The organism is Sphaerisporangium melleum, assembly GCF_014646695.1.
Taxonomy (GTDB): Bacteria; Actinomycetota; Actinomycetes; order Streptosporangiales; family Streptosporangiaceae; genus Sphaerisporangium; species Sphaerisporangium melleum.
In genome coordinates, this window is the sequence record NZ_BMNT01000042.1 from 36979 (window position 1) to 48693 (window position 11715).

Annotated in this window: 12 protein-coding genes; 2 read left to right on the forward strand and 10 right to left on the reverse strand. The window is 71.7% G+C overall.

Features of this window, described 5'->3' with window-relative positions; genetic code table 11:
- Positions 1–73: 73 nt before the first annotated feature.
- Entirely contained in the window at positions 74–514 is a 441-nt protein-coding gene (locus IEY93_RS30495) for a MerR family transcriptional regulator (RefSeq protein WP_189166611.1), read from the forward strand.
- 30 nt (positions 515–544) lie between these two features.
- Here the strand turns inward: IEY93_RS30495 and IEY93_RS30500 are convergent, their stop codons facing one another.
- The 10 genes from IEY93_RS30500 to IEY93_RS30545 form a co-directional block, all read right to left on the reverse strand.
- Entirely contained in the window at positions 545–1441 is an 897-nt protein-coding gene (locus tag IEY93_RS30500; RefSeq protein ID WP_189166612.1) for a fumarylacetoacetate (FAA) hydrolase, read from the reverse strand.
- 64 nt (positions 1442–1505) lie between these two features.
- Positions 1506–2807 carry a pyridoxal phosphate-dependent aminotransferase gene (locus tag IEY93_RS30505; RefSeq protein ID WP_189166613.1) on the reverse strand — a complete coding sequence of 434 codons (1302 nt, stop codon included), beginning with the start codon at positions 2805–2807 and terminating at the stop codon, positions 1506–1508.
- Between the two features lie 67 nt (positions 2808–2874).
- On the reverse strand, positions 2875–4512 hold the full coding sequence (locus IEY93_RS30510; RefSeq protein WP_189166614.1) for an AMP-binding protein: 1638 nt from the start codon (positions 4510–4512) through the stop codon (positions 2875–2877).
- Positions 4509–5624 carry a Glu/Leu/Phe/Val dehydrogenase dimerization domain-containing protein gene (locus IEY93_RS30515; RefSeq protein WP_189166615.1) on the reverse strand — a complete coding sequence of 372 codons (1116 nt, stop codon included), beginning with the start codon at positions 5622–5624 and terminating at the stop codon, positions 4509–4511. Before IEY93_RS30515 ends, IEY93_RS30510 begins: the two co-directional genes overlap by 4 nt.
- A gap of 64 nt (positions 5625–5688) precedes the next feature.
- Positions 5689–6252, reverse strand: a complete 564-nt coding sequence (locus IEY93_RS30520; RefSeq protein ID WP_189166616.1) for a type 1 glutamine amidotransferase — start codon at positions 6250–6252, stop codon at positions 5689–5691.
- A gap of 69 nt (positions 6253–6321) precedes the next feature.
- Entirely contained in the window at positions 6322–7131 is an 810-nt protein-coding gene (locus IEY93_RS30525) for an amino acid kinase family protein (RefSeq protein ID WP_189166617.1), read from the reverse strand.
- A complete protein-coding gene (argC, locus tag IEY93_RS30530; RefSeq protein WP_189166618.1) occupies positions 7128–8183 on the reverse strand; it encodes an N-acetyl-gamma-glutamyl-phosphate reductase in 1056 nt (351 codons plus the stop codon). The genes IEY93_RS30525 and argC overlap by 4 nt, the downstream gene beginning before the upstream one ends.
- Positions 8180–9031 (reverse strand): ATP-grasp domain-containing protein, encoded by an 852-nt coding sequence (locus IEY93_RS30535; RefSeq protein ID WP_189166619.1) that lies wholly within the window; start codon positions 9029–9031, stop codon positions 8180–8182. The genes argC and IEY93_RS30535 overlap by 4 nt, the downstream gene beginning before the upstream one ends.
- Before the next feature lie 8 nt (positions 9032–9039).
- Positions 9040–9225, reverse strand: coding sequence for a lysine biosynthesis protein LysW (locus IEY93_RS30540; RefSeq protein WP_189166620.1), 186 nt, complete (start codon positions 9223–9225; stop codon positions 9040–9042).
- A 30-nt stretch (positions 9226–9255) separates the two neighbouring features.
- Entirely contained in the window at positions 9256–10410 is a 1155-nt protein-coding gene (locus IEY93_RS30545) for a hydroxymethylglutaryl-CoA lyase-like TIM-barrel protein (protein WP_189166621.1), read from the reverse strand.
- Positions 10411–10831: 421 nt separating this feature from the next.
- On the opposite strand from IEY93_RS30545, the gene IEY93_RS30550 reads away from it, so the two are divergent.
- Positions 10832–11715, forward strand: an 884-nt coding sequence (locus tag IEY93_RS30550; RefSeq protein WP_189166622.1) for an acyl-CoA dehydrogenase family protein, incomplete at its 3' end; no start/stop codon positions are given.

Consider the following 11715-nt stretch of genomic DNA (forward strand, 5'->3'; position numbering starts at 1 on the left):
AGTTGACATGGCTGTATCCTTAAACCGTCACATAAATGTGAATGTCAAGTCGTTGCGATGTGAGGTGGGTCACATGCGAATCGGGCAACTGTCCGAGTACACCGGCACCCCACGGCGGCTCCTGCGCTACTACGAAGAGCAGGGGCTGATCATCTCCAGCCGCGCGGCGAACGGATACCGCGAGTACGACGAGCGCTACGTGGACCGGGTCCTGCAGATCAGAGGGCTGCTCGACGCCGGGCTGCCGACCCGCGTCATCAAGCAGATCCTCCCCTGCCTCAGCAAGCCCCGGACCATCCACATCTCCGACGCGACGCCCGAGACGATCGCCACGCTGGAGCGGGAGCGCGACCGGATCAACGAGCGCATCCAGTGCCTGGCCCGCAGCAGGGACGCCCTCACCGACTACCTCGACGCCCTGCGGGGCGCCCAGGGGCCGGACGACCCGCAGGCCGATCCGGTCTCCGCGTTCTCTTCCGGGGTGGTCTCGTCGTTGACCCCTGAACCGGCCTGATCGTGGCGCTCGCGCGGCCGGGGCCCGCCGTCAGGCCGTGCTCGCCTGGCGCGCGTACCGCACGACGTTGGACAGCACGACGTCGTGGCTGGTGACGTCGATCGTGATCCGGTCGCCGTCGGCGATGCGGAAGCCGTCGTGGTAGCTCGCCTTGTCGGCGCCGAGCAGCAGGTAGTTCACCAGGCCCGGCCGGCGCAGCGCCGGATACGACAGCAGGTTCCCCACCATGTCCTCGACCCGGTGGAAGATCGCGTCGGCGCCGCAGCTGAAGGGTCCCTCCCATGCCGTGGCGCCGTCCCGCTCGATGATGATCCGCCCGGTCACCGTCTGCGGCGGCGCACCGAGGAACAGCCAGGGGGTCATGGAGGTGTCGCACAGCTTGGCGTACGGCGTCCACCCCCACGGGTTGCGCAGGTGGAGGCCGATGTCGTTCAGGTCGTTGCCGAAGGTGTAGCCCGCGTAGTGCGGGACGCCGTCGTCGTCGTTGACGTAGACCAGAGCGACCTCCGGCTCCTCCAGCAGCGCGATGGTCGACGCGGGGACGGTCAGCGGCTCGCCCGGCATCCGCGCCCACGAGCCGAAGCCCTTGATGAGCCAGTTCGGCGCGTTGAACTTCTCGTCGGGGGCCGGGTCGCGGTCGAACTTCGACCGATGGGTGCCCATGAAGCCGGTGATCAGAGCGTTCCCGGTCCCCGTGGGCAGCAGCGGAGGCAGGAAGCGGACCTCCGGGTCGTCGGCGGAGACCGCGACCGTCTCGGCCCCCTCGGTGACGGCCGCCACCACCGCCTCCGGGCCGCCACCGCTGATGACCGCTTCGCGCAGCCGCCCATCGGCCACCTGGTACAGCGTCCGGGTCTCACCGGAGGCGGGCTTGCCGAGGCCCACGTACCGCCGGCCCTTGTACTCGCACTCGAAGAGGATGGACATGTGTGCAGGACCTCCTAGGTCGGTGGACTGACCGGCGGGCGGGGCGCGCCGGATGGAAGATCGATCAGTGCCGGGCGTCCGTGCGCCGGCCGGCGACCGATCCGGTGAGGTCGGCCAGGACCTCGGTGATGCGGTCCAGGGACTCCTCGATCCAGGGAAGCTGGAGCGGGTCCGCGGCCGACGGGGCCGCGACGCGCTCGGCGTCGGACTCGCCGTACAGCCGGCCGGTGGCGATCCGGATCCGCAGCGCGCGCTCCGGCTCGCCGAAGGCCGTGCCCGGCAGCACGGCCACGCCGTACCGGTCGGCGAGCAGGGCGGCGAGTTCCCCGCCACCGCGTACGCCGTGGACCCGGTCGAGGTGGTCCCCGAGCGGCGTGAAGTCCGGGTACAGGTAGCAGGTCGCCCGCACGGGGGCCGGCGCGGCACCGGCCTCGGTGAAGCGCCGGGCCACCTCGCGGGCCACCACCTCGTGCAGCCGGCGGCACGCGGCGATGTGCCTGGCCACCTCGGGCGGTTCCTCGAACGCGTAGGCCGCGGCGGCCTGCACGGGGGCGGCGGTGCTCGACCAGATCTGGCTGGCGACGGCGACCAGCCGGTTGTGCAGCTCGCGTCCGAGAGGGCCGTCGGGCAGCCGCGCGACCCCCAGCCGCCAGCCGCTGAGGGCCAGGTTCTTGCTCAGCCCGGTCGTGACCACGGTCCGCTCCGGTGCGTACAGCGCGGGGGAGGCCGCCCGGCCCGCGGGATCGAAGACCAGGTCACCGTAGATCTCGTCGGAGACCACGACCAGGTCCAGGTCCCGCGCGGCCTCCCCGAGGCGCCGTACGGTCTCCGGCTCGGCGATGGTGCCGGTCGGGTTGTCCGGCACGGTCACCACCACGCAGCGCGGGTCGCGCCTCGCGGCCCGGGCACGGGCCACCGCCTCGCGCAGCGCCAGTGGGTCGGGCACCCCGCCCTCACCGGGGATGATGGGGACGGGGATCGGCCGGGCCCCGGCCAGCCTGGCCTGTGCCCCATAGCTGACCCAGCTCGGCACCGGGATCAGCACGTCCCCGCCGATGGCCAGCAGCAGAGCGAACAGCAGCGGCTTGCTCCCCGGCCCGCAGACCACCAGGGCGGGGTCGGTGGCCAGGCCCCGCCGCGCCCAGTAGCCGGCGGCCGCGGTCCGCAGGGCCAGGCTTCCGGGCACCGAGCCGTAGGAGTTGCGGTCCGCCGCCGCGGCCAGCCGCTCCCGCAGGCTCGGCAGCACCGACAGGCCGATCTCGCCACTGGCCAGGGAGAGGACCCGCTCCCCCGCGCGGCGCCGGCGGGCCAGCGCCTCGTCGGCGGCGAGGGTCGCCGACATGGTCACCGGCGCGCGTTCGGGCATGGTCGCCTCCATCGACTCGGTCTTGGACGGGTCAGGACAGGGGAACGTCCGAGGGCTCCTGAGACGGTCACGCCCGCGCGTACCGCTGCCGGAGTTCGGCCTTGCGGACCTTCCCGGTGAGTGTCTTGGGCAGCGCGTCGATCAGCACGATCCGTTCAGGGATGAACCGTTCGTCCACCCCGGCCGCGCGCAGGTGGCCGGTGATCTCCTCGAACGAGGGCCGTGCGGCGTCACGGGGGACGACCACCGCGCAGATCTCCTCGCCCTCGGCGGACGGCAGGCCGACCACGGCGGCCTCGGTCACCTTGGGATGGCCGCCGATCACCGCCTCGATCGCGGTGATCGGCCCGAAGACCCCCTCGCGGACGATGGCGTCCCTGGCCCGGCCGAGGATCCGGATGCCACCACGCCCGTCGTCTCGCGCGAGGTCACCGGTGTCGAACCAGCCGTCCCTGCCGAACTCCGCCGCGAAGACGTCGTCGCGCTTGTAGTAGCCGAGGGCGAGCGAGGCGCCGCGCACCCGCAGCCGGCCGACCGGTGCCGGCTCGCCGTCCGGGCCGTCGATCCGCAGCTCCATCGAGTCGATCGGCCGCCCGTTGCTGTCGGCCGCCCAGTCGTCCGGGTCGTCGGGCCTGGTCACGGTGACCGGCCCGATCTCCGACATGCCCCACAGCGAGTAGGTGCGCGCGCCGAGGAGGTCGCGGACCTCGTCGATCAGCTCCTGGAGCACCTGGGCGGTGCCGACCACCACGTGCCGTAGCGAGGAGACCTCCCGCCGCGCCGACCGCTGGGCGGCGGTGACGTCGGCGATGGTGGCCGGCGGACCGTAGAGCAGGGTCGCGCCGTACCGCTCCACCAGGTCCAGCAGCGCCTCGTTCTTCCTGACGTCCTGGAAGGTGATGGTGGCGCCCAGCATCACTCCGGCCAGGATGCCCTGGGCGAAGCCGGAGTAGTGGCACAGCGGCGTGGACAGCGCGGCGACCCAGTCCTCGCCGAGGCCGAACGCGTCGACGTAGCGGCGGACCGCCGCGTAGATCGTGTTCTGGCTGTGCAGGACTCCCTTGGACTCGCCGGTGGTGCCCGAGGTGAACAGCACCACGAAGGGGTCGTCCGGGCCGAGCGCCAGTCCCTCCAGGTCGTGGCGCCGGCGCTCCTCCCAGTCCACCGCCACGAAGTGGTCGTGGAAGCCGCGGGCGCCCTCGGGAACCGGCCCATCGACCACGAACACCTGTTCGAGAGTGGACAGTTCGTCCTTCAGCCGGGTGGTGTCCGAGGCCAGCGGGGTGTCCTGCCACGCCGCGACCGTGATGGCCACCCGCGCCTCGGTGAGCTCGAAGCGATGCCGGAGCTCGCTTTCCGGACAGATCGGAGAGATCGGGCAGATGACCGCGCCGACCCGGGCACAGGCGAAGATCAGCGGCGCCATCTCCCAGCGGTTGGGGAGCTGGACGGCCACGAAGTCGCCCCGCTGGACGCCCAGGTCGAGCAGCGCCCCGGCGAACCGGTCGGTGAGCCGGGCCAGTTCGGCGTAGTCGAGGGTGTCGGTACGGGCCTCGGCGATCCGGCGCCCGGCGATCGCCTGCTTGTGCGGACGCTCGCGCGCCTGCCGGAAGAGGTCGTCGAGGAAGGTCTCCTCCCGCCACCAGCCCCGCTCGCGGTACCGCGCCGCGTCCGCGTGCGGGGGCGTGGCGGCCGGCGCGGTCACGGCCGGGCCTTCCTGCGGGCGGCGAGCAGCTCCGGCAGCGGGTCACCGGCAGTACCGGCCGCGATCTCCAGCAGGTCCCTGGTGTTGCGCCGGACGCGGTCGGCGACCCAGTCGAACACCCACTGCTTGCGCTTCTCCGCCTCCAGCTCGAACGGCACGATGCGGGCGATGGCCAGGCCGGCCGCGGCCGCTCCCCCCACGTTCGCGACGACGTCGGGGATCAGGACGCCGCCGGAGGCGGCCACCTTCTGCTTCGCCTCCACGCTGGAGCACAGGTTGCCGCCCTCGACCACCAGGCCGGCCCGCAGGCGGTGCGCGTTGTCGGCGTTGAGGGCGTCCTTGTTCGCGGCCAGGACGAGCACGTCGGCGTCCACGTCCAGCCAGGCGTCCGGCTCGGTGGACACCGAGACGCTCTCCGGCAGCCGGGAGCGGTCGATCCGCCCGAGGCTGTCGGTGATCGCGATGAGGTCGTCCACCGGCAGCCGGTCCGCGCTGATGGTGCCGTGCACGTCCGCCACGGCCACGATGTGGTGCCCGCGCTCCTCCAGGAACCGGGCGACCGCCCGGCCTACCGTGCCGAACCCCTGGATGACGACCTGTGCCGGCCCGCCGCGGCGCGGGCTCTCCAGCGCCGTCACCGCCGCCACGCCGACGCCGTGCCCGGTGCAGTCCACCAGCGGCTCGTAATAGGTGCGCCAGTCCATCGGCATGTCCACCGCGCGGGCGCGGTGGCGCGGGTCGTACCCTGCCTCGGCGAAGAACAGCGCCCGGTCCGCGGGGGTGACGCCCAGGTCGATGCCGAGGTGGATGCCGCCGTGCAGCAGCGGCCGCACGGTGCGGCCGAAGTTCCGGAACGTCTCCTCGCGGTTCTCCCCGTCGGAGACGATCCCCGCCTTGGCGCCGCCGATGGGCAGGCCGACGAGGGTGAGCTTCTCGGTCATGCCGCGGGCGAGACCGCGCACCTCGTCCTCGGTCACGTAGGGGGTCATGCGCACACCGCCCATGCCGAGACCGTCGACGAGGGTGTCGACCACGACCCAGCCCTTGACCGGGCCTCCGCTGCCGTTCAGCGAGACGACGAATGCGGGTTCGTGCTCTTCCGGAAAACTCATGATGAAGACCTCCTGCTCGATCAGGTGGGAATGCGAGGGGGAGTGCTGCGCGGGAGGGAACGGGCTACTGGTAGAGCCGGGCGAAGCCCCGCAGGACCTCAAGGCCGTCGCCGCGGAACTCCAGGTGCGCCTGGGAGCCGTAGATGCGGCCGTCCTCCGACCGCAGGAACTCCACGGGGGCGTGCTCGGACCGTCCGATGGAACGGAACCCCGCCGGCGCCGCCCGCAGATAGAGCGTGTGCCGCTGGAACACGGTCACGGTGGGCTTGACGAAGGAGAAGAGGGGATCGTCCAGGTCCACCTGGACCTCGTAGCCGCCGACCCGCGACGGCCCTTCGGTCAGCTCGCCACCATTCGCGACCGCGATGATCTGCATGCCGCCGCAGATCCCGAAGACCGGGACCCGCGCGCCCATGACGAGATCGATGAGCCGCCGGTAGTGATCACTGTCGTAGGCCCGCACCTTGGTACCGCTCAGCACGATCGCCTGGTAACGGGAGTCGAGCCGATCCGGTACGGAGGTGGCGTCGGCGGTGTCGGTCTCGGAGCCGAGATCCTCGAACCGGCGACGCAACTGCCTGAGGGAAAGCGTTCCGTTGTTGACCACCAGAACCCGGGATGCCGCCACGAGTTCCGCTCCTCTCACTGGTCTTCTCCTGCCCCGGGGCCGCACGGCGCGGGCACGGGCAGGCTCATGTCAGGTGGGCGTGATGACGGTGCCGGAGCGTTCGGCGAGCATCTCCGAGACGGGAGCGCTGCCGATGATGACGCGTTCGACCCCGCCGTCCAGGGCCTCTCCGGCGGCGCGCAGCTTCTTGCGCATCCCGCCGGTGGCACCCTGGTCGCGGAACCCGGCCGCGGCCGCGGCGGTGATCCGCCGCACCGGCCGGCCGTCGATCAGCAGGTTGGCGACGTCCGTGACCAGCGCCAGGGAGGTCGCCGAGGTCGCCGCCGCGATCGCGGCGGCGGCCCGGTCGCCGTCGACGTTCACCTCCTGCCCGGAGGCGTTCCGGGCGAGCGGGGTGACCAGGCAGCAGTGACCCGGCTGGAGGTTCTTCAAGCGGCTCGGGTCCACGCCGGTGATCGGCCCGACCAGGTTGTCCAGCTCGACGAGTTGCTTGTCGCGCCACCACCAGCGTTCGCCCGCGCCCGCCCGCACCAGGCCGTCGCTGCCGATCACGCGCTCGGTGGTGATGCCCCGGCCGGTGAGCAGGCCGATGACCTCCTCGGCGAGTTCGGCGCTGACCGTCTTGATGTCGGCGATCACCTCCGGGGTCGTCCACCGGCTCTGGTTCCCGTAGCGGTCGCGCAGGATCGCCGACGGCTCGGCGTACTCCGGCTTGAGCCGTCTGAGCGGCTTGGACCATCCGTGGACCAGGACGAGCGGCCGGTCACGCCCGTGTTCGGCCAGGTCGTCCCACCATGCCGCCGACATGGCGTTCAGGGTGGACCCGCCGAGCTTGACCACGGTGGGCGGGACGCCGCCGGTGGACGCCGTCGCGCTCATGCCGGCATCACCGGCTGCATCGTCAGCCCGGTCTCCTCCGGCAGCGAGAACCGCTTGTTGATCGCCTGTACGGCCTGGCCTGCCGCACCCTTGACGAGGTTGTCCAGCGCGGCCAGCACGACGATGCGGCCGCCCTCCTGGTCGTGCAGCACGGTCACATCGCAGTAGTTGGATCCCAGCACCGCCTGCGGGTCGGGCACCGGGATCAGCGTCTCGGTGTGCCGGCGGACCCGCACGAAGTGGTGCCCCTTGTAGAAGCGCAGGTAGGCCCGCTGCAGGGTGCGCTCGTCCACCTCGTCGTCGGTGAACACGTAGGAGCTGGCCATCAGCCCCCTGACGTGCGACACCCCGTACGCCGACATGGTCAGCGAGCCGATCAGCCCGGCCTTGCCGCGCTCCAGGAAGTCGCCGACCTCCGCCGCGTGGCGGTGCCCCACCGGTGCGTACGGCGCGATGGCGCCGTTGCGCAGCGGATGCAGGTCGGCCGTGCGCAGTTGGAGACCGCCGCCGCTGGAGCCGCTCTTGCCGTCCACCACCACGGTCTTCAGGTTGAGGCCCAGCGAGAAGACCAGCGGAGCGAGCCCGAGAGTGATCGCCGTGGCGTAGCAGCCCGGCAGCGAGATCAGCGGGGCGCCCGCCATCTGGTCACCGACCAGCTCCGGCACGCCGTAGACGAACCGGTCGGCCAGTTCCTCCGACCGGTGCGCGGAGGGATACCAGCGCTGGTGGAGCTCCGGCGTCCGGATCCGGAAGGCGCCGCTGAGGTCGATGACGCAGGGGACGCGGTCGGCCAGCCGGGCCGCCAGCTCCGCCGAGGCGGGCGCGGGCGTCGCCAGCAGGACGACGTCACAGCGGTCCGACAGGTCCTCCGTGGCCGGTTCGACCACCAGCCCGAAGTCCAGCCGCAGGCCCGGGTGGAGTTCGGCCGGGCGCCGCCCGACGCTGGAGGTGCCGCCCAGGAAGGTCAGCTGGAGTTCGGGGTGCTGGGCGACGAGCCTGATCAGCTCGCCGCCGGTGAGCCCCGAGGCGCCGATGACACCGACTCTGATCATCCGGCGACCTCCCGTACGTACCGGCAGATGGCCGCGGCGACGTCGACTCCGGTCGCCGATGACACCGCCCGGAATGCCGGGGCGTGGTTCACCTCGTTGACGACGTGCCCGCCGGGCGTCCTGAAGAGATCGATGCCGTAGATGCCCTCACCGAGCTCGTTCACCACGCCGTCGACGATCTTCTGCACCTCGGGGTCGTGCTCCACGGCGCGGTTGCGGTTGCCCACCGCCGCGTTGCTGCGCCAGTCACCGCCCGCGCTCTGGAACTCCGCCACGGCCACCAGCTCACGGCCGACCACGAAGCAGCGCAGCGACGAGCCCGCGTCGAGGTAGGGCTCCACCAGGCACGCCTGCTCGAAGCCGTGCCCGAGATCCTCGACGTAGTCGTACACCGACTGCGCCGTGTCCGCGTGGCGCAGCAGGGTCACCCGCTTGCCCATGCCGCCGAAGACCGGCTTCAGCACCACGGGCGGCGGCAGCTCCGTCAGCGCCTTCTCGAAGTCCCTGCGGGACAGCACCAGGCGGAAGTCCGGTACCGGCACATCCGCGGTGCGCAGCAGGGAGCGCAGGGACAGCTTGTTCTCGCAGGCGTGCACGGCCGCCGCGGAGTTGATGGTGGTCAGGCCGGCCGCCTCCGCGAGGGTGGCGACCAGGCCACCCCGCGTGTAGCTGCGGCTGCGGACCAGGACGGCCGCGTAACCGGCGAGGGACGACGGCCCGGGCCTGCCGAGGCAGAGGGACTCGTCGTTGACCCACTCGACGCGCAGGCCGAGTGCCGGCGCGGCGTCGATCAGCCGGCGTTCCTCCCAGCCGATCCGGTCGGCGACGATCGCGACTGTGTGCTTCATGCCGGACCTCACTGGCCCCAGTCGCGGAGCTGCACCTGGACCATCCGCAGCGAGAGCCTGCCCTCCTGGACGTCCTCCACCCGGAGCGTGAGCATGCACTCGGGGCAGGACAAGGTCTCGCCCTGCAGCATCGGCGGAGTGGCCAGGTCGGTCTCGCATTCCGGGCAGACACCGGTGAGCGTGGGGGTGGACATGGTCGTTCTCCCAGGGTTCGAGTTGACGGATCAGCGGGACTGGTAGTCGATGGCGGCCTTGCGGATCGCGTCCCGGTCGAGCAGGGGACGCCCGTCACGTTCCTGGCGCTCGATGAGCCAGGGGGTGAACGCCTCGATGTCGACGTTGACCCCCGAGTCCTCCAGCGCCCACTCGACAAGGGCCGGCGTGAGGCGGGTGCGCACGCGCAGTTCGCGGGAGTTCCCGAGCAGGTCCGGGGCCAGGGTCTCGTAGGCCTCGGGGTTGGTGAGCTGACCGGGCAGCTCGTAGGCGAAGGCGTGCGGAGTGGTGGGGCCGCTCTGGAAGGCGTCGCCGAGCTGCGAGCCGCGGAGCGCGATGGTGGACAGCTCGGTGAGCCGGGTCAGGTCGAAGCGCGTGTCGCCGTAGATGACGCGGAGCGAGGTGAGCAGTTCGGCCAGCGGGGCGTTGCCGCCGCGCTCACCGATGCCGCCGACCGTGGCGGAGATCCATTCGGCGCCCGCCCGGTAGGCGGCGAGCGAGTTGGCGACCGCCATGCCCAGCATGTTGTGCGAGTGGATCTCGATCTCCGCGCCGTCGATCGCGGTGATGTTCCCGATCACCTCCTCCATCTGCCAGGGGGACAGGTAGGCGACGGTCTCCGCGAGCCGGAACCGGTCGGCGCCGGCCGCGAAACCATCGGTGACATAGGGGACGAGCCGCTCCTTGGGCGTACGGGCGCCGTCCTCGCCGCTGAAGGTGACGTGGAAGCCGCGATCCTTGGCCATCGAGATGGCCGCCCTGGCGACGGCGCTCAGCAGCTTCAGGCTCGGCGAGCCCAGCTTCAGCACCGCGTGCTGCTCGGAGGTCGGAATCGACAGCATCACGTACCGGACGCCGAGCCGCTCGGCCTCGTCCAGCGCCGTGGCCACCTGCTCGCGGTCTCGCACCATCACCAGGGACATGGAACGCTCGGGGCCGATCGCCTCGTGGGTGGCGAGGATGAGATCGGCGTCCTTGGAGTTGGGGCCGGAGATCATTCCGACCTCCACCAGCTCGATGCCGGTCCGCACCAGCAGGTCCGCGATCCGGGCGGCGTCCTTGGGGCCGAACTCCACCCCGGCCATGTGCGCGGAGTCCCGCAGGGTCGCGTCCGACAGGTGCGGCAGTTCGCGCGGCGTACCGCTTTCTTTCTCTGTCACCGCCATTGCATTCTCTCCCTTTGCCTATCCGGCTGGATTCATATCCGACGGACTCCCGCACACCACCTGAATTACCACTGAGGAAATGACCGATCGCGGTCAAGAAGCAGGTGGGCCATGCGAAGCGCGCCTTTGACATGGTGTGGGACCAGCGCGCAGGAGACAATGGGTGCAATGTCAGAAGATTGTCAAGGAGTGTGGTGAAACGTTATGGCGAGTAAGGTTTGCAAATTGTCCGCGAGTCGGCCGACAAATTGCCGGGCCGGCTCTCGGGAAGTCGCGGTTATCGCTGATAAGCCTGGACGTGTCCGTTCCGACGGAGCGGGGGCGGGTCTTTGTCCCGGCGGTTCTCCGGACCGCTCCCCGGCCTCCACGACGCGGGCGGCGTGAGACGAGACCTCATGGAAGCGGGAAGAGAGGAGATCCGATGGTGTTCACGCGAACGCCCGCCGGCCCCACCGCCGGTGGCGGCGGCACCTCGCCGATCGAGCCGTCACTCACCGAGCGGGCCCGGGAACTCGCCGACCGGGTGGCCAGGCCGACCGCCGCCGACCGCGACCGCGACCGCAGGTGGGATCCGGAACTCTTCACCGAGCTGACCGGCGCCGGCACGGGGCCGGGCCTCGCCGGGCCCCTGGTACCGCGAGCCCTGGGCGGGAGCGGCCTGTCCGCCGCGCAGACCTGCGCGCTGCTGGAAGGGCTGGGCGAGGGAGCACGCGACCCGGGCCTCGCCCTCGCGGTCGCCGTGCACGCGGTGCTCACCACCGCGCCGCTGCGGGCCTTCGGCACCGTCTGGCAGCGGGAACGGTACCTGCCCCGCATGGCCTCCGGCGAATGGATCGGCGCGGTGTCCCTGCGCCAGACGCAGGCCGCGGCGCTCACCCCCACCGTCACGGCCCGCCCCGCCGAGCCCGGCCCGGGCGGCTGGGTGCTCGACGGCGAGCTCGACCTCGTCGCCGGGGCTCCCGTGGCCCACCACTACCTCATCATCGCCTCGCACGACGGTGGCGGCCGGACGGCGTTCCTGCTGGACCGCGACACGCCGGGACTACTGGTCGACGACGCCGCCCCGATGGCGATGCACACCTGCCCGTGGGGCCGGCTGATCCTTTCCGGCTGTGCCGTACGGGACGACGCGGTGCTCGGCACGGCCGGCGCCGCCGCGTCCGAGGTCGAGCCGATGCTGACGGCCCTCGACTGGGTCTTCCTCAGCGCCCCCTGGCTCGGGCTCATGCGCGCGCTGACCCGGGACGCCGTCAAGGGCGCCACCGAGCGCCACCTCTTCGGCCGCCCCCTGGCGCACTCCCAATC